Source organism: Thalassolituus pacificus (assembly GCF_025318105.1).
In the GTDB taxonomy this organism is placed as follows: domain Bacteria; phylum Pseudomonadota; class Gammaproteobacteria; order Pseudomonadales; family Oceanobacteraceae; genus Venatoribacter; species Venatoribacter pacificus.
In genome coordinates this window covers 242,164-264,872 of the sequence record NZ_JAOANI010000012.1, presented here as the reverse complement: position 1 = coordinate 264,872, position 22,709 = coordinate 242,164, and the positions used below count along the sequence as shown (strand labels likewise).

Annotated in this window: 21 protein-coding genes; 15 read left to right on the top strand and 6 right to left on the bottom strand. The window is 51.1% G+C overall.

Features of this window, described 5'->3' with window-relative positions; all coding sequences use genetic code 11:
* Positions 1-162 precede the first annotated feature (162 nt).
* Genes gspN through gspD form a run of 3 tightly spaced genes read left to right on the top strand, consistent with a single transcriptional unit; the run spans position 163 to position 3,753 of the window.
* A complete protein-coding gene (gene gspN, locus NYR02_RS04190; protein ID WP_260975141.1) occupies positions 163-933 on the top strand; it encodes a type II secretion system protein N in 771 nt (256 codons plus the stop codon).
* Positions 934-966: 33 nt separating this feature from the next.
* Complete coding sequence (locus NYR02_RS04185) at positions 967-1,833, top strand: type II secretion system protein N (RefSeq protein ID WP_260975140.1); 867 nt, start codon at positions 967-969, stop codon at positions 1,831-1,833.
* Between the two features lie 12 nt (positions 1,834-1,845).
* Positions 1,846-3,753 carry a type II secretion system secretin GspD gene (gspD, locus tag NYR02_RS04180; RefSeq protein WP_260975139.1) on the top strand — a complete coding sequence of 636 codons (1,908 nt, stop codon included), beginning with the start codon at positions 1,846-1,848 and terminating at the stop codon, positions 3,751-3,753.
* 67 nt (positions 3,754-3,820) lie between these two features.
* Here gspD and NYR02_RS04175 read toward each other — a convergent pair whose 3' ends face one another.
* Positions 3,821-4,408 carry a Maf family protein gene (locus tag NYR02_RS04175; protein WP_260975138.1) on the bottom strand — a complete coding sequence of 196 codons (588 nt, stop codon included), beginning with the start codon at positions 4,406-4,408 and terminating at the stop codon, positions 3,821-3,823.
* A gap of 78 nt (positions 4,409-4,486) precedes the next feature.
* Positions 4,487-5,068, bottom strand: a complete 582-nt coding sequence (sodB, locus tag NYR02_RS04170; protein WP_260975137.1) for a superoxide dismutase [Fe] — start codon at positions 5,066-5,068, stop codon at positions 4,487-4,489.
* Positions 5,069-5,406: 338 nt separating this feature from the next.
* Between sodB and NYR02_RS04165 the strand changes: the two genes are divergently transcribed.
* Positions 5,407-6,219, top strand: a complete 813-nt coding sequence (locus tag NYR02_RS04165; RefSeq protein WP_260975136.1) for a hypothetical protein — start codon at positions 5,407-5,409, stop codon at positions 6,217-6,219.
* Positions 6,219-7,160, top strand: a complete 942-nt coding sequence (locus tag NYR02_RS04160) for a hypothetical protein (RefSeq protein ID WP_260975135.1) — start codon at positions 6,219-6,221, stop codon at positions 7,158-7,160. Before NYR02_RS04165 ends, NYR02_RS04160 begins: the two co-directional genes overlap by 1 nt.
* 85 nt (positions 7,161-7,245) lie before the next feature.
* Here the strand turns inward: NYR02_RS04160 and NYR02_RS04155 are convergent, their stop codons facing one another.
* Both NYR02_RS04155 and NYR02_RS04150 read right to left on the bottom strand, forming a co-directional pair.
* Entirely contained in the window at positions 7,246-7,659 is a 414-nt protein-coding gene (locus NYR02_RS04155) for a hypothetical protein (protein ID WP_260975134.1), read from the bottom strand.
* A 17-nt stretch (positions 7,660-7,676) separates the two neighbouring features.
* On the bottom strand, positions 7,677-8,168 hold the full coding sequence (locus NYR02_RS04150) for a hypothetical protein (protein ID WP_260975133.1): 492 nt from the start codon (positions 8,166-8,168) through the stop codon (positions 7,677-7,679).
* 193 nt (positions 8,169-8,361) lie between these two features.
* Here NYR02_RS04150 and NYR02_RS04145 point away from each other — a divergent pair, with 193 nt between their 5' ends.
* From NYR02_RS04145 to NYR02_RS04100, 10 genes are all read left to right on the top strand, one after another.
* Entirely contained in the window at positions 8,362-9,066 is a 705-nt protein-coding gene (locus tag NYR02_RS04145) for a DUF2846 domain-containing protein (RefSeq protein ID WP_260975132.1), read from the top strand.
* A 90-nt stretch (positions 9,067-9,156) separates the two neighbouring features.
* Positions 9,157-10,665, top strand: coding sequence for a fumarate hydratase (locus NYR02_RS04140; protein WP_260975131.1), 1,509 nt, complete (start codon positions 9,157-9,159; stop codon positions 10,663-10,665).
* Positions 10,666-10,829: 164 nt separating this feature from the next.
* Complete coding sequence (locus tag NYR02_RS04135) at positions 10,830-11,153, top strand: 4a-hydroxytetrahydrobiopterin dehydratase (RefSeq protein ID WP_260975130.1); 324 nt, start codon at positions 10,830-10,832, stop codon at positions 11,151-11,153.
* 396 nt (positions 11,154-11,549) lie between these two features.
* The gene (locus NYR02_RS04130; RefSeq protein WP_260975129.1) at positions 11,550-12,620 is read left to right on the top strand and encodes a hypothetical protein; all 1,071 of its coding nucleotides are present in this window, start codon (positions 11,550-11,552) and stop codon (positions 12,618-12,620) included.
* On the top strand, positions 12,620-13,303 hold the full coding sequence (locus NYR02_RS04125) for a tetratricopeptide repeat protein (RefSeq protein ID WP_260975128.1): 684 nt from the start codon (positions 12,620-12,622) through the stop codon (positions 13,301-13,303). The genes NYR02_RS04130 and NYR02_RS04125 overlap by 1 nt, the downstream gene beginning before the upstream one ends.
* 9 nt (positions 13,304-13,312) lie before the next feature.
* The gene (locus NYR02_RS04120) at positions 13,313-15,211 is read left to right on the top strand and encodes a FliG C-terminal domain-containing protein (protein ID WP_260975127.1); all 1,899 of its coding nucleotides are present in this window, start codon (positions 13,313-13,315) and stop codon (positions 15,209-15,211) included.
* A gap of 7 nt (positions 15,212-15,218) precedes the next feature.
* Positions 15,219-16,019 carry a motility protein A gene (locus tag NYR02_RS04115; protein WP_260975126.1) on the top strand — a complete coding sequence of 267 codons (801 nt, stop codon included), beginning with the start codon at positions 15,219-15,221 and terminating at the stop codon, positions 16,017-16,019.
* 23 nt (positions 16,020-16,042) lie between these two features.
* Positions 16,043-16,717, top strand: a complete 675-nt coding sequence (locus NYR02_RS04110) for an OmpA/MotB family protein (RefSeq protein WP_260975125.1) — start codon at positions 16,043-16,045, stop codon at positions 16,715-16,717.
* Positions 16,718-16,837: 120 nt separating this feature from the next.
* The gene (locus NYR02_RS04105; RefSeq protein ID WP_260975124.1) at positions 16,838-18,832 is read left to right on the top strand and encodes a PhoX family protein; all 1,995 of its coding nucleotides are present in this window, start codon (positions 16,838-16,840) and stop codon (positions 18,830-18,832) included.
* A gap of 60 nt (positions 18,833-18,892) precedes the next feature.
* Positions 18,893-20,641, top strand: coding sequence for a hypothetical protein (locus tag NYR02_RS04100; protein ID WP_260975123.1), 1,749 nt, complete (start codon positions 18,893-18,895; stop codon positions 20,639-20,641).
* A 53-nt stretch (positions 20,642-20,694) separates the two neighbouring features.
* On the opposite strand, the gene ppnN is transcribed toward NYR02_RS04100, so the two are convergent.
* Both ppnN and NYR02_RS04090 read right to left on the bottom strand, forming a co-directional pair.
* The gene (gene ppnN / locus NYR02_RS04095; protein WP_260975122.1) at positions 20,695-22,056 is read right to left on the bottom strand and encodes a nucleotide 5'-monophosphate nucleosidase PpnN; all 1,362 of its coding nucleotides are present in this window, start codon (positions 22,054-22,056) and stop codon (positions 20,695-20,697) included.
* A gap of 26 nt (positions 22,057-22,082) precedes the next feature.
* A complete protein-coding gene (locus tag NYR02_RS04090; protein WP_260975121.1) occupies positions 22,083-22,697 on the bottom strand; it encodes a CBS domain-containing protein in 615 nt (204 codons plus the stop codon).
* Between the last annotated feature and the right edge of the window lie 12 nt (positions 22,698-22,709).

The following is a 22,709-nucleotide window of genomic DNA, read 5'->3' as shown; positions in this document are numbered from 1 at the left end:
TGGTGGAATAACCCCGTCGCAGCGCCGGAATTGACGTCCGATGCCGGAGGTTCTGTAAGAATCTCCGGCTTTTTTACAGTAATGTCATATTGCTCCTTTAGATTTAGCGCCCCCGTTGAGTAGAATGACCCGCTGATATTTTCAGGGATAACGACAAATACCATGTTCAAAGCCACTTGGGCGGCCCGCTGGTTTGTAGTGCTGGGCGTTTTAACCTTCATTTTTGTTCTCGTCATCAATACCCCGCTGCACTTTGTCTGGCGCTATGTTGAGCCGCAGGCCGGGCGCTTGCCGTTAAAAATTGAACAGGTGTCCGGTACGTTGTGGGATGGGCGTCTGCGTTTCGCTGTTCCGCAACTGCGGGATCTGGGCAGTCTCGATGCCCGTTGGCAGCTTAGCCCTCTGGCGTTGCTGACCGGCCATGCCGATCTCAATGTGCGGGTTATGGGCGATGGCGTGCGTTTAAAAAGCGCCGTCCGCGTTGGCCTTGATCAGCAAGTGCAGATACTGGGTGCCGATGGCTATCTCAATGCCGATAAGATCCAGCCACTGCTGAATCGCAACCGGGTGTCGGTTGCCGGTGAGTTTGAGCTGAACCGCTTATTAGCCAGCGTTAATCTGCAGACCCGTCAGTTTGCAGATGTCTCTGGCCGTCTGGTGTACAGTGGCGGCGAGGTCAGCTTCCCGGTGGATAACAAGCCCATCCGTGCGACCATGCCGATGCTGATTGGCACGCTGGGTATGGAGCCGGAAAAAGCCGTATTAAACGTCGAAACCACCGAAGGCCAGGCGCTGATTCAGGGCTTTATGCAGCAGGATGGTTGGGGTGGTATCGCTATCCGTCGGCGCTTTCTGGATGTGTTAGGACAGAAGTGGCCCGCCGAAGCCACGGAAGAAACAGTAATTTTTGAAGTGTCCCATAAGGTTCTGTAACCTTGGGCGCTTCGTTTACGGAGTACGAACGTTTTGGCAGATAACGTGGCTGAGTTAATGAGCTGGCAGCGCTGGACGCTGGTGCTGGGTAAGACAGCCCTTACGGTCCTGTTATCCTGGCAGCTTGCGCATCTGACCTGGCTGATTGTTGCCCCGGAGCCGCTGCTGCTGAAGGCACCATCGCAGGCCAGGGGCGAGTCACAGGGCGGCGCATTAGCCGGAACGGGCCAATATCATCTGTTTGGTGATGTCAGTGCCGAACCGCTGGAGGCGGTGGCAAAAGAAGTGGATGCCCCCGATACCCGCCTGCGCCTGCAGTTACTGGGTGTAACCCGCAGCACCAGCAATGAAGCATCCAGTGCCATCATTGCGCCGAAAGGCGGCCAGGGAGAATTTTACCGCATCGGAGATGCGGTGCAGGGACGGACGCGTCTGGCCGGTGTCTATGACGACAAAGTCATCCTCGACACCAACGGCAAGCTGGAAACCCTGAAATTTGATGAAGAATCCAACGCTGGCATCAGCGCCAGAGCCGTGGCGGCTCCGCGTGCCGATACCCGCCGTTCCGGTTCCCTGCGTGAGCGTTTTAAGCAGGTGCGTAACCCCGGTGATTTTATGAGTGTGGTGACCGACGAAGTTGCCAACGATGCCGAAGGCGCGATGCGTGAAATGGGTCTGGAGGCGATTGGCTCCGGTCAGGGCTATCGTGTGCAGCCGGGCTCTATGCTGACGGCGTTGCAGATGCAGCCCGGAGATATTGTGTTATCGGTTAATGGTCAGGCGCTGGGTGATCCGCAAAGCGATCAACAGTTATTGCAACAGGTCAGCAGTGAAGGCAACGCGCGCATTGAAGTGCAGCGTGGCAACAGTCGCTTTGTTGTTAATCACAAGCTTAATTAAAGGATATTTAGTGTGTTAAAGCAGTGGGCATTCGTCATCATGCTGTTGGTCAGCGCCGGAGCACAGGCCGCGCAGGACAGTTGGCAGATTAATCTGAAGGAAGCAGATATTGGTGCCTTCATCAGTCAGGTCGCTGATATTACCGGCAAGAGCTTTGTGGTTGATCCGCGGGTAAAAGGCAAAGTAAACGTGCTTTCCAGCGAAGCCATGAATCAAGAAGGCGTTTACGAACTGTTTTTATCAGTATTGCAGGTACAGGGTTACGTTGCTGTACCAGCCGGCGATGTCATTCTGATTGTGCAACAGAATGATGTGAAACAGCAGGGCCGTGATCTGGATGAGCGTGTTGCCGTCGACAGCCAGGAGATGCTGACCAAAGTCATCATGATTAAAAATACTCCGGCGCTGGATCTGGTACCGATTCTGCGTCCGCTGGTGGCTAAATACGGTCACCTGGCTGGGGTTAAATCGGCGAATGCGCTGATTATCTCTGATCACGCCGCCAATATTCAGCGTATTGAACAGATTATCGATCGTCTGGATAAATCCGGCAGCGAAGAGCTGGAAGTGATTCAGCTGAAAGAAGCCTGGGTGGGCAACGTGGTAACCATGCTGCAGAGCCTCGATCCGGCTAAGGTGTCGCAGGGTACGGCCGCCAATGCCAACGAAAATACCGCCGGATCGATCCGTGTGGTGGCCGATGAGCGCAGTAATCGCCTGATTATTAAAGGCGAAAAAAGCGCGCGTGAACGTGTCCGTAAATTAATTGAAGAACTCGATCAGCCATCGTATTTCTCCGGCAGTGCCAAGGTTATCCGTCTGCAATATGCCGATGCGAAAAAACTGGCCGAACTGCTGAAAAATTTACTCGCCGACGCCTCTTCTGCCGCCGATAAAGACGCCTCGCAGGCCAAAGGCAAAGCCGGTATTCATGCCGACGAAGAACTCAATGCGCTGGTTATTCGCGCTGAACCATCATTAATGAAAGAAGTGGAAGAACTGGTGGCGGCGCTGGATGTCCGTCGTGCGCAGGTCCTGATTGAATCGGCTATTGTCGAAGTCACCGGCGATATCACCGATGCGCTGGGCGTGCAGTGGGCAACCGGTAATCTGGATGCACCGGTCGCTGGCACCAACTTCTCTAATTCCGGCCCGTCACTGAGTACGATTGCCACCGGCATTGCCACCGGTAATCCGGCATCTGCACTGGGCAGCGGCCTGACCATTGGTGGTTATCATGAAGTGAACGGCGAAGTGGATTTTGGTGTGATTCTGCAGGCGCTGGCGAGCAACAGCCTGACCAACCTGCTGTCGACGCCAAGCATCATGACGCTGGATAACCAGGAAGCAGAAATCATTGTTGGTCAGACCGTTCCGTTCCGTACCGGCTCTACCGCTTCCAGCAGCAACACCAATCCGTTTACCACCATTGATCGTAAAGACGTGGGTATTTCGCTTAAGGTTAAGCCGCACATTCATAATGGCGAAGCGATTCGTCTGGAAGTGGAAGCAACAGCCGAGTCGGTATCGCAAACCACCATCGACGGCAGTGCTGATTTGATCACCAACAAACGTTCGATTAAAACCATGATTCTGTCAGAGAACGAAGAAACCATCGTACTGGGTGGTCTGATTCGTGATGATATCCGTGAAGTGGAAAGCAAAGTGCCGTTACTGGGTGATATTCCGCTGCTGGGCTGGTTATTTAAATCGAAATCGGTAACACAGGTGAAGAGCAACCTGATGGTATTTCTGCGTCCGACCATTGTTAACAATACCGGCGTGGCCCGTAAGCTGACGGAAGATAAATACAACGGCATCTGGGAGTTCAGCCTGTCCGATAAATTAGGCCGCGAAGATGTGGACGCCGAACTGGAAAAACTGTTCCAGGGATTACCGGGTAATCGTAAGAAAGATTAACAGCACCTGCGGTTACTGCTGGTAAAAAGCCCCGATTTTCGGGGCTTTTTACTTTTCGCCCTTTAAATTACTGCGCCAGTTCCAGTGGGTTTAATCCGGCCTTGCGCATTAAATCGATCAGGCCGATCAATGGCAGACCGATCAGACTGTTGCCATCACGCCCTTCCAGTTTTTCGAATAAATTAATCCCCAGCCCTTCTACTTTAAAGCTGCCGGCGCAGTCGTATGGTTGCTCCAGTGCTACGTAATGCTCAATTTCCGCGTGACTCAGATTGCGGAAATGCACATGGAAAGGTTCGGTCAGTGAATAATATTCACCGCTCGCGCTGTTCAGCAAACACAGGCCGGTATAAAAGCTGACCCGCTGGCCATTGGCGCGTTGCAGTTGCGCTACGGCGTTGTCGTGGTTGCCGGGCTTGCCGCAGATCTGGTTGTTTAAGACACAGGTCTGATCGCTGCCGATAATCCAGTGTTGCGGATATTGTGCGGTTAATGCACGGGCTTTTTCGTGTGCCAGACGGGTGACGTAATCCTGTGGTGATTCGTCTGCCGATGGTGTCTCGTCAATATCCGGGCTGGCGCAATCAAAGGGAATGCGTAACCGGGCCAGTAATTCACGGCGGTACGGCGAGCCGGAGGCGAGCAGTAGCTTCATAGTGTTTCCGTTTTCTCAGAGTCACAGACATAAAAAAACCGGGTAAAAACCCGGTTTTCTTTTTACCACAAAGGCTGATTAAGCAGCGAAGTTCGCGTTAGCGAATTCCCAGTTAACCAGAGCCCAGAAACCTTTCAGGTAATCCGGACGTACGTTGCGGTAGTCGATGTAGTAAGCGTGTTCCCACAGGTCAACAGTGATCAGTGGGGTCAGGCCTTCAGTGATCGGAGTTGCAGCGTTGGAGGTGTTAACAATGTCCAGAGTGCCGTCAGCTTTTTTCACCAGCCAGGTCCAGCTGGAACCGAAGTTGTTAACAGCCATATCGTTGAACTTGGCCTGGAAATCAGCAAAAGAACCGAATGCTGCGTTGATAGCGTCTGCTACCGCGCCAGTAGGTTCGCCACCGCCGTTAGGGCTCAGGCTGTTCCAGTAGAACGTGTGGTTCCAGATCTGCGCTGCGTTGTTGAATACGCCACCGGAAGACGTCTTGATGATGTCTTCCAGAGTTTTGCCTTCAAACTCAGTACCGCCGATCAGGCCGTTCAGCTTAACAACGTAGGTGTTGTGGTGCTTACCGTGGTGGAAATCCAGGGTTTCGGCAGAAATGTGCGGTTCCAGTGCGTCTTTTGCGTACGGCAGGGCAGGTAATTCAAATGCCATGGTGTCTCTCCATTCGTTACTGAGTCGGGTTGCATATGTCTTGCTGGATTATCAAAGCTCTGCAAGTATCGGGCATGGCAATGCTCAACCGGACAGAGCTTCTTTAGAGCCCGAATCATAGCACCCCTGTATTTAGGGTGCTATTCATGCGGTTTGTAAGGGTATTGAACAGACTGTCTCTGTCCGATTGCTGTCTTCTGTGTCGCAATCGTTACGCAACCGGCGGAATGCGTGCGGAAGACGGTGGAAAATAATAACAGCGCTCAGAATTTATACTGACGGCAGATGCCGTTATACTGGGCGCAATAATAATGATGATATTTTCGTGGGGACAAAAAATGGATAAAGAAAAAGAACCGCTGATGCCGGATATGAAACCGTCACAGGAAGATATTGCACTGCGCCAGAAACAACTGCAGGCGCGCCGGATTGCAGCCCAGCGGGCTGCCGCAGCAAAAACAGGCCCGACAGCGTCTGTTACCGCTCCGGCTCCGAAACAAACTCTGGCGGTTGCCGCGCTGGTGATTGCTTTAGGTATGGGGGGGCTGGCTGCGTTCTTGTTTATGCAGCTGCAAACTTTGCAGGGTCAGTTTGCCAATGCCGAAGCGGTGCTGAAGAGTCAGGCCGCCAACATTAATGTGCTGAATGAAAAGCTGTCGGTTACCGGTGAAAATGCCAACCTGTCGCTGGATGCTCTGAAGGTTATTATCAAAGAGCACGATACCGAAATCCGTAAGCTGTGGGATGTGGCGAATAAGCGCAATAAAGCGGATATCGCCAGCAATGAAAAAGCCATTGGGGCTTTAAAAGGATCGCTGGCCGGTCTGGATAAAGAGCTGAAAGCCAATACCGATAAACAGCAGAAAGCGATCGCTGCTGGCGATGCCGCCACGCAGAAAAAACTGGATGCCAGCCTCGCTGACATGAAGAAGAAAATTGCCAAAGTAGAAGCGCAGGTCCTGGCGATGCCGGCTGAAACTGAACTGCGTGTTGCGCAAAATACCGAGAGTATTCAGTCGCTGGAAGCCGCGATGACCAAGATGCGTCAGAGCGGAGCCGGTGGCAATCTGGCGGATATGAAGCTGGAGATTGAAGATATTCAGATTCGTCTGGACCGTATCCAGAATGCTCTGGGTGGCAGCGCGCAATAATGTCGCTGTGTGCTCAATGGCAGACCGGGGCTTGCGCTCCGCGTCTGTCGCTCAGCCGGGACGCGGTGCGGTTGCGCCGCGAACTGGCAACGTCTTTTCTTACCCATACGTCTGTTGCAACGGCCTGGCAGCTCGGTTTGCGGGCGGATACACCGGGGACGGCGTTTTTCTGTGGCTATCAGGCCGCCATGCGTCAGCTGGATCCGGCGCTTGCTGCTGATGCCTGGGCGGCGTTCTGTATTTCTGAAGCCGGGTTGCGCTCTCTGAGTCAGATGCAAACCCGTTTTAGTGCTGCAACAAGCTGCCTGAACGGTGAGAAATCCCATGTCATGCTGGCAGAAAACGGGCTTGATTTACTCTATGTGGTTGCCGCCGGTGACGATGGTCTGCTGTGCGTGCAGGTTGCTGCCAGGGCGAATGGTGTTGAGGCATTAACGGCTCGTAAAGCGCAGCCATTTCTGCCGGATGTGCCGCATACGCCGGTGCGTTTTAACGACGTACAGATTACTTCCGGCTATCGCTGCGAGAATGCTCACCAGCGTTTGAATAAACCCTTCCGTTACTGGGAAGATGTGCACGTGGCACTGGCGTTCAGTGGCTGGTTGCTGGCCAATATTTCTGCTGAGAAGGACGTTTCTGAACTCAACATCAATGACGACATCAACGGCAACACAAGCAGCAACACCAGCGCTAATGCCAACACCACCGCCGGTACGCAGAATTTGATCGCTGTTGCAGAAAAGCTGGCGCAGTGTTTTGCTGCGCAGCCACAGCAATATTCACTGACAGCGCTGGATGCTCTGGAAGCGTTGTTGGCGTGTCAGGATGCAATGCTGCCGCTGCTGACCGCAGGTGCCCGCACGCTTTGGCAGCGCGACCGTATTTTGTTGCAATTGGCGACACCTTTGCGCGCAAAAATCCGCACCAGCCTTACAGGGTGATGCGTTTCTGTGCGTGTTTTTTGCTGTGTCTGGTGAGCGGCAATACCCCAAAAAGCGATCATGCCCGAAGAGAGAGTTCTGGCTGTCAGCGTGCTGTCACGGTAACGGTCGTGGCGCCGATACTGACGTTGGTTGGCAGACTCAGTGGTGCTGCTTCAATGGTCGGAAGTTTTTCGTTGTCGCGCGCGCTGAGGGTTTCGCTGTCCAGGTTTTCTGTGTTCTGGGCTTGCGGGTCGACGTCGATGCTGTCAGGTGTTTCGACAATGGTCTGCGCCATTTCTTTGTTCAGCAGACGTGAAAGCGGGATGCTTTGTGAGGTTGAGCGGTTGTAGCGCTGAGCATGGCTGTAATCGTAATGATGCGTGCGCTGCCTGGCTTCTTCGATGGCAGTAAAAATATCGTTCGAGTAATACTCGTCGTGTGGATTGGCTGCCACCGCACTCAGACTCAGCGCGGAAGCAGCAGATATGCCCAGCAGACCGATAACGATTTTTTTCATGGCAACCTCCGGTACAGTCAGGGCTTGTAGCTGGCCTTGATGGTCACGGTTGCACGGATATCCGTGACCCGGCTGTTTTCTGAGCGGGCTTCGCGAACATAGATTTCTTTTGATCGCTCAACCACGGTCTCGTCGTCGGGTTTATCCTGCTTTTTCTTGGCTTCGGCCAGCGTTTCCTGCTTGCTCTTACGACCCTGAGCGACATCGCGCACGGGTTGCTGAGCTTCAAGAGCGGCGGCTTCACCGGCAGCGGTCGGGCCCATTGCGCCTTCAATGACCTCAGCATCCATTTCGGTGTTGAGCAGTTTAGGCAGAGGGAAGCTTTTCGATGTGGTGCGGTTATACCAGGAGCGGCCGACGTACTCGTCGTTGACCGGATTGCGCTTGGCATCTGCAACCGCGTCTTCCAGATCAGCGGAATAATAGGATTCATTCACCGGTGCAGCCTGTGTGGAGGCGGCAGTCAGTGTCAGCAGAATACAGGCAGTGATGTAACAGGATCTTTCCATGTGTTGACCCCTTTTGTTTTTGTTATTTTTTGTAATTATGTCATCATAGCAAGCTGAGTTTTTTATGTACACTGGCCAGCCGGTTTTGCGTTGTAAATTTTGTCGGGCACAAGGCTCTGGCAGACAACGTTGCAGAGCGGGCGCCTTATGTCGTCAGGTACTGCTTTTACCCAACACGGGCAGGAAAATAATAATGATAAGAATCGTGTCGCTTGGTCTTTCTTCTGTGCTGCTCTCACTGCTGCTGGGCGGATGTACCATTCATCAGTCTGTCGGGGACAGTTTCGGCTCGTATGTCTCCGAGCCGGACGGCCAGAACTTCAAACCCGTCGGTTACCGCTGGGATTATGAAAATGCTGCATTAATCTACGTCTACCGTCCTGCGACTCAATGGTCGATGGATGAGCTGGAAACCCCTAGCTTCAATGTTGATGGTGAGCGCCTGTTCAATATCAAGGGGGGCGGTTACACCTGGTATGAAATGGAGCCCGGTGAGTACGATGTGGTTATCCGCCGCGGTCTGCTCGGGTTGGAAGGTGTTGGTGAATTCGTCATTAAACGCGTGGCGCAGCTCAGGTTAGAGGTGAAGCCAGGCAAAGTGTATTACCTGCGCTATTCCGAAATCGATCCGCCATCGATTCAGCCGGATCTTGAAGAAATCCCGCTGGGAGATGGCCCTTTGCAGCTGGTTGCACCCAGCATCGCCTTGTCGGAATTGCCGGTAACCAAAATGATTCATCATGGCCGCGATCGTCTGAAACCTCGTCCGCCGGCAGAAGATGAAATGCTGGAACATGTGTTTGATGGTAATCCGGGCGCTGCCGATGACAGCACAACCGATGAGTCCGGCGCCAAGGCCAAGCCTAGAACTAAAGCCGAGGAGTGGTGGCCGTTCTAGACCGGCAGTAGTTGGGGTACAATAGGCCGACTGTAACGCCCACCGACGTGGGCGTTTTTACACCCGCGAGCCTATGAGAGAGAACCCGTCATGACTGTGATCAAGCAAGAAGACCTGATCCAGAGCGTCGCTGATGCACTGCAGTACATCTCGTACTATCACCCGAAAGACTTCATTGATGCCGTGCATGCGGCTTATGAGCGCGAAGAGTCCAAGGCTGCGAAAGACGCCATGGCGCAGATTCTGATCAACTCCCGTATGTGTGCCATGGGCCACCGTCCGATCTGTCAGGACACCGGTATTGTTACCGTGTTCCTGACCATTGGTATGGACGTGAAGTTCGAAGGCGACATGAGCGTTGAAGATATGTGTAACGAAGGCGTACGCCGCGCTTACACCCATCCGGACAACGTGCTGCGCGCCTCTGTTCTGGCTGATCCGGATGGCAAACGCGCCAACACCAAAGACAACACGCCAGCCATTATTCACATGAAACTGGTTCCGGGTAACACCGTGGACGTGCATGTGGCAGCCAAAGGCGGCGGTTCTGAAGCCAAATCCAAATTCGCTATGCTGAATCCGTCTGACTCCATCGTTGATTGGGTACTGGAGCAGGTGCCTAAAATGGGTGCTGGCTGGTGTCCGCCGGGTATGCTGGGTATTGGTATTGGTGGTACGGCGGAAAAAGCCATGCTGCTGGCCAAAGAAGCGCTGCTGGAGCCAATCAACATTCAGGAACTGCAGGCTCGTGGCGCGCAGAACCGCGCTGAAGAACTGCGTCTGGAACTGTTCGAAAAAGTGAACAAGCTGGGCATTGGTGCGCAGGGTCTGGGTGGTCTGACCACCGTGCTGGACATCAAAGTGATGGATTATCCAACCCATGCGGCAAACAAGCCGGTGGCGATTATTCCGAACTGTGCAGCAACCCGTCACACTCACTTTGTACTGGATGGCTCCGGCCCGGCGGTTCTTAAAGCGCCGAAAGTGGAAGACTGGCCACAGATCACCTGGGAAGTGGGTGATTCCGTACGCCGTGTGAATCTGGATACCATCACTCCGGAAGACGTAAAAGACTGGAAAACCGGTGAAACCGTCCTGCTGTCCGGCAAGATGCTGACCGGCCGTGATGCGGCGCATAAGCGTATGGTCGATATGATCGCTAAAGGTGAAGAGCTGCCGGTCGATCTGAAAGGCCGCTTTATCTATTACGTGGGCCCGGTTGATCCGGTACGCGAAGAAGTGGTTGGACCGGCTGGCCCGACTACCGCCACCCGCATGGATAAGTTCACCCGTACCGTGCTGGAAAAAACCGGTCTGCTGGGCATGATTGGTAAATCTGAGCGTGGTGACATCGCCATTGAAGCCATTAAAGATAACGAAGCGGTGTATCTGATGGCGGTTGGTGGTGCGGCGTATCTGGTGTCTCAGGCGATCAAAGGCGCTAAGGTTGTTGGCTTTGATGATCTGGGAATGGAAGCCATCTACGAATTTGAAGTAGAAGATATGCCGGTAACCGTGGCGGTGGACACCAAAGGCGAGTCGGTACACAAAACCGGTCCGCAAACCTGGTATGCCAAAATTAACGCAACCGAAGTCTGACCAAAGACGGGTAAGCGTTAAACCGCGATGAATAAAAAAGGAGCTTCGGCTCCTTTTTTTGTGCCTGTCGTAAACCCATCGTGTGAATGACATTGGCGCAGAAAAGACTCTGCAAATCCGGATTTTCCCGCTAATGTGATGATTCCGCTTCAGGGAGATTGGCGATGAGTGATGACCGTATTGATGAGCCGCAACTGCAGCGCTGGCTGGCAGAGCATCCGCATTGGGCACAAACCCTGGTAGCCGGCGTTCCGGCATTGCAGCGCAGTATCAAACTGAACGATTTCAGTGCAGCGTTACACTTGGCCAACAGTATTGCCGTTCATGCCGAGCAACAGGATCACCACCCACAGCTGACGTTAAGTTGGGGGAAGCTGGAGGTGTTGTGGTGGAGCCATGATGTGCAGGGGATTTCAGCCCGCGATCTGCGCCTGGCAATACAGACCGACCGCGAAGTGACTGAAACTCAGCGCCGTAATCCGATATAACCTGCCGCAGAGCTATCGCAGCCAGGTGCTGAGATGGCTTTGCATTTCAACAGCGCTGACGGGCACATTTCCGCTCAGCGACGTCTTTACGGCGACTGTACGAACGAAAACGTTTTGATGGTTTTCTGCCGCAATTATGCTTGTTTCCCGCCGTAAAAAAGTCAAAAGACGCTCTTTCTTCATTGCTCAGTTGATATACAACGACAACCGTTAAATTCTTGAATGGGTCTTGCGTATTTATCGTAAAAAAATTGGCGCATAACGGCATTGGTTATAGCGGATTTATGATTAACTATTGTTAAGTAATTGGTATAAGTATCGGTCAAAACATCGGTTTCTGAAATATGAACTAAGCTGGGGGGAGAAAAATCAGGATTCCTGATACAAGGAAAATGCATGAAATTCCCGACCCTGTTAAGACCCCTGCTGATGGTGCTCAGCACATGGCTGTTGAGCACTATCGCTTGCGCCGACAATAAAGCAGAGTTGCCACTGGCTTCTCAGGCGCCTTCTTTATATACCGGCTTTGAGCAGCTGCTGGACGACGATAAAACTCTGGTGATGGAAGAGTTAATCGACCTGGATGCCAATATTCGCCGCGTTGCCCTATATCACAATGGTGATCGTCTGCATCGTCAGATTCCTAAGCAGGTGCATCTGATGATTGAAAATAAGTTGATGCACCGGATTATGGAAAGCGGACGCTTTGAGGTTATTCAGTGTATTGAGTGCCGGACTACTCAGGTAGCGATGCGCGCCGATAAGCTGGAAATATCCCATGCAGCAGAATCGAACCAGGCGCTGCGCGCGCTGGCCAAGCATGTTCGTGCGGATGCGTTTATTTTCTGGAATGCATCGGTTCATGACGACAAGTTCACAATCAACCTGCGCATGGTGGATGGCCGTAATAACCAACTGTTGTGGCTGAAGGAATATTCGAAAAAAACCACCCGTGAGCAGGAGGAACAAGGATTTGATTCAGCAAATTATGAATTTACAGTGGGTGCCTGGGGCATTGATGGCAGCCGCAAAAATTCTGTAACCAATAATTCTGAAGAAGTGAATGGCGTGACAGTGTTTGGTTTGCGCCGGCGTGAAACCACCAGTTTGGATGACAGTCTCGAATATACCCTGGCGGTGGAATACTTCCGCAATTTCTCCAATAAAGACTTATTTAATGTTTCCGGTATTAATCTGGAAGGCCGGATTATTGCTGACATTCCAAGTATGGATAAATTAATCGATACCAAGGTTTACTTGGGTATAGGGCAGGCATTCTTTAACGATGCGAACTCGCTGGTATTCCGCTTTGGTTTCGAATTTCCATTCTTCAGTGATGGCTTTATGGATTTTGGTGTGACGTATCTGCCGGAAAGCGATGTGCAATGGGAGAAAAAATCCGGTTATGAGGAAACGGGTAAATTCGGTGGATCAAGCTATGACCTGACGCTGGGAGTACGATTCTGATGATGAAATTTAATGCATCAATGAAACTCCTGTTTCTGACCATTCTGCTGTTACCGGCGGCGTGCAGTTACCAGCGCAGTAATGAGGTTGTTAAAGGCTACGGAAATTCCGGTTGGGTATCCGAAACTGAGGCGGTCACGGAAGAGCTGATGACAAAATCCGACATTGCAGAGCAGGCAAAAAAACAACATGGTCTGATGCATATTCACCGCTATGGTGAAGGGTATGACGTGTTGTTAACGCTGGATGCCGGTGACAGTGATGTGAAGTTCGTCATGGACTTACCAGGGAAACCGGCAACAACTGAAGATGACGCTGTGCCGGAAACGAATGAAGATATTACCGAAACACTTAATGACTCAGAAGCTGAGGCTGCGCACGCGCAATTAAATCAGGAAGCGCAGCAGCGGGAAAAAGACAAGAATCAGCAGGTAGAGAATACCACCAAACACATTCTTAATGCCCAATCACTGTTTTATAAAAAACAATATTGGCAAGCGCTGGACGAAACCAATGCCGCATTGGACAGCCTGCCAGATTCTGCTCAGGCCCATGCGCTGAAAGGCAGTATCTATTACAAAATGGGCCTGATACCCGAAGCGCGTGCCAGTTGGGAGCAGGCCCTGTTGTTAGATCCAAGTCTTGATCAGGTTAAGGCCAGCCTTGACCGGCTGCAGCAATAGGAGATGATGATGAAAACTCTTATTGCCATATTCTGTCTGCTGACCAGCGCTGTTTTTGCCGAAGAGCAGTCGTATGAAGTGCTGGTAAAAAAAGATGATCTGGAAGAAGCACGCTTTAAAAATGAAATGGAAGCGCGGCTGGCACGGGATATTAAATCGTATCTTGGCGATAACCGCTTTATTATTCAGGTCGAGGCTACGCTGCAAAAAACCCGCACCATGGTAAAAGACAGTGATCCGGTATCCCCGAATCCTGCGTTGCCTAAGCCTCCGGTTCGCCAGCCCATTACCGAAATTCGTCCACGGTCAGTGAAAACCTTTGATGCTAATGAGTTGGAAGTCCTGCCAGGATTGCCGGTTAATGAATTGCCCTTGCTGCAGGAAAATCAGCAGGAAATTCAGGCGCTGCAAAATAAAGTACAACAGCTCGAGCGTGAGCGTACCGATGTGCTGAATTATGCTGACCAGCTCAAGCAAGAAGCAGAAACCAAGATTCAGACCATCCGTGAAAAGACCCTGGGATTTCGTAACAGCATTAAAAAGATGACCATCACTCTGGTGGTTGAACGAACGCTGAATGATGAACAGGTCGAATTTTTACGCAATCTGATCACGCGTAAATCCCAGCTTGATGAATTGCGCGGCGATACACTGAATATCGTACGCACAGAATTTAAACGTCTCGACACAGATAAACCGAGCCCGGCGAGTATCTGGGATGAATATGCTCTTTGGTTCTGGCTGGCTTCTCTGTTGCTTATTTTATTGCTGATGGCCTTAGGTATGCGGGCTTTGAGTCGCCGGATGGTGCCTGCTGCGCCGTCTGTAAGTGCGGTGTCTGCAGTGTCAGGTGAGCCGCGAAATCTGGCTTTTCCGCAGGAAAATGATCAACAGATCGAATTGAAGCGCCAGGTAAACGAAATCCGGCAGGAACTGGTATCCACCGGTTTATCGCAGCCACAATTATTTCAGCAGCTGGTACAGCAGAGCTTTCAGCGTCAGCAGTATTCAGAAGTAGCCGCCATGCTGGAGTCTATGGGGAAACCTCTGCTGCGCAGTTTGATACCGGCCCTGAGCAGCAGTCAATGGCAAGAGCTGGAGCAACAGCGCAGTGAAGCCGACTGGAACAGCGACAGCCTGTTGCAATCGCTCAGTGCGTTTCAGCAGCGTCTGCAACAGGGGCTGGCGGATAATGCCGGTGGCAGTTCGCCGTTTTCATTTCTGGAAAAGCTCAATGACTCACAGGTGCTGTATCTGATTAAAGATGAAGATACACGCATCAAAGCACTGGTTATGTCACAGCTTCCGGCTGAACGGGCCGCCGATATTATTCAGCGTATGAAAGAAAAGGATCAGGCCTCGGTTGCCTATGAACTCGGGCAATTTGATACCCTGCCGGTATCCGCTTTCCGCGACGTGGCTGATCGTCTGGCACATGCATCATTGTCGGTGCCAACCTTTGAAAACATCAGCGCCGATGGTTTATCGGTGCTGATTCGTATGCTCGATAATATGAACAGTGCCGAAGAAACCCGCTTGCTTAAAACGTTGAAAGGTGAAAAACCGGAAACCTATTATCGTCTGCGCCAGGTGTATTTTACCTTTGCGGATATGGCCCGTGCACCGGAACGGGTGCTGGCCAATGAGCTGCGTGATATTGACCGGACGGTGCTGGCTGCTGCGCTGTGTCATACCTCGACAGAATTCAAACGCCATATCCTGGCAGCATTACCAGCCAAATTACGTGCTGCGGTGATTGCTGAACTGAAAACAGCCGAAGCCGACATCGCACAGGAAACGGTAGAAAGCGGGCGACAACAGGTTGTACAAAAAATGCGGGATGTATTAAAAGCCGGTCGGTTTTCAATGGAAGAACTGACACCTATCGCCCAGAACCATCAGGGGTAAGGAATACATGATGTTTTCATTCAGTACCCTGATTGGCTTTTGTGCCGGTATTGGCTTATTTGCTTTTGCGATTGTCAGCAGTACCGACCACCATCAGATTTTTATGAGTCTTTCCAGCCTGGCGCTGGTTCTGGGCAGCACCCTGGCGGCTTCATTAATCAGTTACAGCACCGGTGATGTGCTGATTGCTGTGCGCAGCATGATGGCCACTTTTTTTCATACGCCAACGTCGCAAAAACATTTACGCAACCTGGTCAGCCGCTTTGTCGACTGGACAAATCTGTATCGCCAGGGGGGCATCAGTGCGCTGGAGCAAAGCCTGAGTAAAGAAGAAGCTAAGGATGAATTTCTCGGCCACGCGATGGAGCTGATTGGCTCCGGTTATAAAAGCCATGAAATCCGCATCATGCTCAGTGATGCGATGGATGCTACCTGGCAACGGCATACGCTGGAATCGAAAGTGCTGAATACCATGGCAACCTATGCGCCTGGTTTTGGCATGGTCGGTACGATCATCGGTTTGATTATCATGCTGGATAATCTTAATGGCGATATGGCCGGATTGGGGCAGGGGTTAGCGCTGGCGTTGATTACCACACTGTACGGTGTGGTATTGGCCAATCTGTTTTTTAAACCGGCTGCCAATCAGGTGACGGAAAAACAAGAGGCGCTTTATTACCGTCACCAGTTAATCACCGAAGGCTTTGTGCTATTGGCCGAGAAACGTGATGCGTTGTTTATTCAGGATCGTCTGAATGCCTTTCTTAAACCTTCTGTCCGTTTGCAGTTTGCTGATGAAACACTCTGATCTGATAACTCCGGAGATCTGTCGTGGATGAAGCTGTAAAGCGCCGGGGTCTGCGTCGTCGTCGGCCAAACTTCGATGACTCGTCCAGTTCATGGCTGGTGACCTATTCTGATGCGATCACTCTGTTGCTGGCTTTTTTCGTCATAATACTGTCTGTTTCGGATATTGATCAGGGCAAAGTTGAAGCATTACAGGAAGGTTTGTCGACGGTAATGACAGACCGTCAGCAGACAACCCCTTTTACCGATATCAAAAAAGCGTTGGATGATTATATTGCCCAGAATGGCCTGCAGGATCAGCTATCGGTGGTGCTTGATCAGCGTGGAGTCAAAGTAGAGTTCGCTAACGTGGCACTTTACGATTCCGGTTCGGCCGATTTAAAAGCCAACGCCATGCCCTTGCTGGAAAAAGTGTCTGCAATTATCCGCGATACCAGTCATGAAACCCACATGATTGAGGTGGAAGGTCATACCGATGATATTCCGATTGCCAATGAACAATTTCCCTCGAACTGGGAATTGTCGGCAGCCCGTGCGACCCACGTTGTCAAATACCTGATGAGTCAGGGCGTTGCCAAGGAGCGCCTGAAAGCATCCGGCTTTGCTGATAGCCGGCCGAAAGAAACAGATTCTGCTCAATCCATCGAGCAGCAGCGAGCCGCTAATCGGCGGGTGGTGGTTCAGGTCCGACGCTATTGATATCTGTAATATAACTGTCTTTTATATGTCATAAAACTGCACGCTTATTGTCATTTTTCTCTACTAGCCTAGCGCCTCAGGAAATAACTCCTAATCGGATAGTCTTAGAGAGAGATGACTATGGAACTTTTTCAAAAGAAGCGCCTGTTTCAGGCGATGATCGTTGCTTCCGCAGCCACTCTGGCGGCGTGTGGTGGTGGCAATAATAACAATAATGACACTCCAAAATCTTCATCTTCAGTGACCCGTTCCACCGTTTTTGCGGCGAACACGACTTGTGCCAACGGTGGTATTACGGTTGAAAGCGGTATCGATGATAACCGCAATGGCGTGCTGGATGATGCTGAAGTAGACAGCACTCAGCAGGTATGTAACGGCCAGGACGGCAACAACGGTCAGGACGGCAATAACGGCAGCCCGGCATTTATGAAATTTGTCGGTGTTAATGCGCCGGCCACTGACGCTGAAAAACGTGAAGTATCCGTTTCTCAGGCGATCGTAAACGGCAAAATCTATGGCGGTGAATATAATGTATTCGCACGCTCCGGTGATGTTATCAGCGGTGTGGCTTTCGGTCAGCTGGTTGATAAAGCCGGTACGGTTCTGAAAGAAGATGACGGCTCTGCGCGTATTTCCGATTCCAATGAATTTACTTCTCTGCTGCCAATCGGCAACAAACTGTATTCTGTTTCTCAGTTTGAAGACCGTCCGGGTGCAATGTTCCTGCTGGAACTGGATCAGAATAAAGACAACGGTAAGCTGAGTGTTACTAATCTGACTCAGATTGATCAGTCTGGTGTTGACGGTGGTTGGGTACACTGTGCCGGTTCTGTGACTCCGTGGACCACTCATCTGGCATCCGAAGAATATGAGCCGGATGCTAAATCGCAACCGACCAATGTTGAAGCGGCGGCTAACGGCTATTCAGCTCCGATGCTCGACTACTTTGCTGATGCAGCAGAATGGAACCCGTACTTCTACGGTTGGAACATTGAAGTGGCTGTTGCAGAAAATGCGTCTGTGACCACAGCAAAACACTATGCAATGGGCCGCCTGGCGTTCGAGCTGTCTTACGTTATGCCAGATTCCAAAACAACCTATATGACCGACGATGGTACCAACGTTGGCCTGTATATGTTTGTTGCTGATACCGCTGGTGACCTGAGTGCAGGTACTACCTACGCCGCTAAGTGGAATCAGACCGATTCTACCGGTGTTGGCGCAGCAGATCTGACCTGGATCAGCCTGGGTCATGCTACCGATGCAGAAATCAGCGATTACGTTCACGGCACTAACGGTAAAACGAAAGTAACCTTCAACGATATCTTTGAATCTGAAGCGCCGGTTGCAGATGCCTGTAGTGCAGGCTTTACCTCCATCAGCGCCAATGGTGTTGGTCAGGAATGTCTGAAAGTTAAAGCCGGCATGGAGAAAGTTGCTTCACGTCTGGAAACCCGTCGTTATGCGGCGATGCTGGGTGCGACGACTGAATTCCGCAAAGAAGAAGGTATTACCTACGACAGCAAGCGTCATAAAATGTACGTAGGCATGTCTAACGTTGCCAAGTCTATGCTGGCTGGTACCTCTGGTGATGTCGGTGGTCCTGACCACATGCAGCTGGATGATCAGAACAAGTGTGGTGCGGTTTATCAGATGGACCTGGGCCCTGATTCAGTAATCGGTTCCAACTACGTTGCACACAACATGTACGGTCTGGTTGCTGGTCGTCCGGTCAGTGCATCTGACCCGCAGGTTGCTGGTTTTGAAGCGAAGAACAGCTGTCATATCGACGGTATCTCCGAGCCGGATAACGTTACCTATGTTTCAGGTTACGACATGCTGATTATTGGTGAAGATACCGGTTCAGGCCATCAGAACGATGCGATCTGGGCGTATGACTTTGCTACTGAAAAGCTGACCCGCATCCTGACCACGCCTTACGGTTCAGAAACGACTTCACCTTACTGGTACCCGAACATCAATGGCTGGTCTTACCTGACCACTGTTGTTCAGCACCCTTATGGTGAATCGGATAGCAATCAAAATACTGGCGCAGGTGAAGCGCGTGCTTACACCGGTTACGTTGGGCCTTTCCCGGCTGTAAACGTACAGTAATATTTGACGCTTAAGATTAGGGGCAGCTACGGCTGCCCCTTTTTTGTTTTTGGTAGATTTATGAAAACGTATCCTTTGTTTATTGTTGCCATGCTGTCCTCGGTATTGTCCGGGTGTTTCACCGCGTCTGAAAGTGATCAGTCCAAACAGCCTCAGGCAGATAGTGGGGAAAATATTCCGGCAGAGAATAAAGTGAATCCGGTTGCGTCCAGCTATTCATTCGGAACACTGGTTGATATCACGAGTGACGCCACCATTAATCCTGTGCCTTATATTCCACCTCAGTGTTATACCGACCCGGTAACCGATCAGGGTGTCCAGAATCCTTGTTATGCCTGCCACACGGAGAGCAAGCGTCCTAATTTTCTTAACGATATTGATGTTCAGGTAGCCTATGCTTTCCCGGAAAGTGGCCTTAAAAATAATTGGGATAACCTGTTTAAGGACCGTACAGAAGCCATTGGTAAGGTGTCAGATCAGGAGATACTTTCTTACGTCAGAGAGGATAACTATTTCTCCGATAATGGCGGAATCATTCTGTCAGCTAAATTAGCAAACCCACCTGCTGAGTGGGATCGCAACAAAAATGGCCAGTGGGATGGCTATATTCCGGATGCCTATTTTGCTTTTAATGAGCAGGGATTTGATATTTCACCGGCGGGTGAATATACCGGCTGGCGGGTGTTTGCGTATTATCCTTTTCTGGGAACCTTTATGCCGACCAATGGCTCGACGGATGATGTCATGATTCGTCTGCCTGACGCATTCCGTAAGAACAATGAGGGTATCTTCGATCCGGTGACTTACGCTGTTAACCTCGCCATTGTCGAAGCACTTATTAAAGAAAAAGACATTCCCATTGCTGCCGTCGATGAAAATAAGTACGGCGTCGATCTGGATAAAAACGGCGTTCTGTCGGTTGCTCAACGCATAACGTACGATTGGCTGCCAAAAGAAAATCGTCTGATGAGTTACGTGGGCCAGGCCAAAACGTTGCAGGAACAAGGTGCTGTACACCTGGCGGCGCGTTTGTATCCAGAAGGTACCGAGTTCCTGCATACCGTACGCTATCTTGATGTTGCGGATGGCAAAGTGAAAATGGCCAGACGTATGAAAGAAGTGCGCTATTCGAAAAAGAATTCCTGGAGAAACTATTATCAGTTGCGCGGTATCGTTGATGATGAAATTAAAGAACGTCATGATTTTCCATCCCGTACAAAGTTAGCCTTAGGTGATATGGAATCCGGCTTGACGGTTGCGCAGGGATGGACGTATCAGGGGTTTATTGAAGATGATGCCGGGCAGTTGCGGCCGCAAACCTACGAAGAAACGTATTTTTGTACCGGTTGCCACGGTTATATTGGCTCCTCCAATGACACTACTATTTCGTTTGCACGCAAGTTTGATCATGGCAGCTTCCGTGATGGATGGTATCACTGGCTGGAAAAAGGTTTAGAGGGCGTTGCCGATCCTGCGCGCGAGGATGGTCATGGTGAGTACGCTTATTATCTTGAACATAATCCAACCGGTAATGAGTTCCGTGATAACAACGAAGTTCTGAACAAGTTCTTCAATGCCGACCGCAGCCCTAAAGTTGAGGAGTTCTCAAAGCTATCTCAGGATATCAGTCATTTATTGCTGCCAGGCGCAGAGCGCGCTCTGATGCTGAATAAGGCATATCAGATTGTGGTAAAAGAGCAAAGCTACAGACTGGGACGTGATGCAGTGATAAAACCGGTGACAACCGTGCATGAAGCGGTCGAATCGGAACAAGAAACCGGCATTAAAGATATTCTCAGTTATTACTGATAAAAAAAGCGGCTGCTGTTCAGCCGCTTTTTTGTTTCTTTATTTTCATATCGTCAGCGGGCTACGATTTCATAGCATGGCGTATAGTCGCCGCTGATCTTCATGCGCCCGTGTTTCACCATGGCAGTTAACAACACGTCCATCCCTTGCAGAATGCTTTTATCGCCCTGTATCTGATACGGACCGTGCTCCTGTACGCGGGTGATTCCCACCTCCTTCACATTACCGGCAACAATACCGGAAAAGGCGCGGCGCAGATTAGCAGCCAGTTCATGGCCAGGCAGCGATTTGCTCAGGCAAAGATTGCTCATTGCTTCATGGGTTGGATCAAACGGCAGCTGAAAATCTTCCACGATGGTTAAAGCCCAGTTAAAAAAGTAGGCATCGTTGCTTGACTGACGGTACTGCTCAACTTCTGCAATCCCAGCTTTCATCGCGCGTGCAACCGCTTCTGCATCCTGAATAATAATCTGATAACGTTGTTGGGCAGTGGCTCCCAGAGCCGTGCCGATAAAACGGTCAATGGCTCGCAGATAATCTTCAGTCTCGGTCGGGCCGGTAATCACAATCGGAAACGGAATTTGCTGATTGTCAGGGTGTGACAGGACGCCGAGTAAATACAGCAGTTCTTCGGCTGTTCCTGGCCCACCGGGAAAAATCACGATGCCATGGGCAAGACGGATAAATGCTTCCAGGCGCTTTTCAATGTCTGGCAGAATTACCAGTTCATTGACAATCGGGTTCGGTGCTTCGGTGGCGATAATGCCTGGTTCGGTGATGCCGATATAGCGGCCATCGCGGTTGTGTTGCTTGGCATGACCAATGGCGCAACCTTTCATCGGCCCTTTCATGGCACCGGGGCCGCAACCGGTACCAACATCCAGACCGCGTAACCCTAATTGGTAACCAACATCTTTGGTGTACTGGTATTCATTACGTGGAATGGAATGACCACCCCAGCAGATCGCCAGGTTTGGCCAGCGATCTGGCTTCAGCACGTTAGCGTTACGCAGCAGGTGAAAAACGGCGTTGGTGATGTCGTCGCCGTTATTCAGATCAAAGCGGTGTGCTTCGAGGATGGACTCCTGTGCATAGAGAACATCGCGCAGTACGGAGAATAGTTGCTCACGTACGCCGCGAATGATTTCGCCATCGACAAACGCACTCTGCGGTGGATTTTTCAGGCTGAGTACAATACCGCGGTCTTCCTGTTGTACCTGAATATTAAAATTACGGAATTCTTCTTTCAGTTCCAGATAATTATCCGACTGACTGCCAGCACTGAGAACGGCGTAACAGCAGCGTCTTACCAGTTCGTGGACGTCACTGCCCACTTCGCGCAGTTGTTGTATTTCATAGCGGGAAAGAACACGCAGGTGGGTTTTAGGGTGAATCAGTTCATAGTGTTTTGTCATGGTTTCTCCTGTCCCCGGAGTAAAAATTATGCCCAGAGTTCCATTGGGCCGTAATGCCGGAGTAATTTCAGAATATCGGTGCGGGTAATTATTCCGCACAGTCTGTGGTTATCATCGATAACGGGCAGTGCGCCGATGTTGTATTCAAAAAGGATGTTGCTGGTCTGGCGTATATCAGTCGTTTTCAGGGCACAGATCACTGGGTGAACAGCATAGTTCATAATGTTATTTTCCCAGATATCCGGCAGGCCGGTTGATCGGCTGTTTTGTTGCATCAGGGCGTGCATTAAATCGCGGTCAGAAATAATGGCATTCACTTTATTCTCGTCATCAACCACCGGCAGGTGGTGGTAGCCACTTTCCGCCAGTTTATTCCAGGCATCCTGTACGCTGTGATCCGGCGTTAGCGTCATGACCGGTGTATGCATAATGTCGGCGGCAAAAGCGATGGAGTCGGGTGTCTTTTGCTGATGCGCATAGTGTTCCAGAACCTGCTGTGCCTGTCTTTCGGCAGGAGACTGAGAGTCACCGGTTCTTACCGGCTGAATAGCCGAGGTCGCTGCGGTTGCTTTTATCCGGTTTTTATCCGGCCGCAGAGGCGTCTCAACCCGTATACCCATATCGAACACGATTAATGACATGATTCCTGGCCG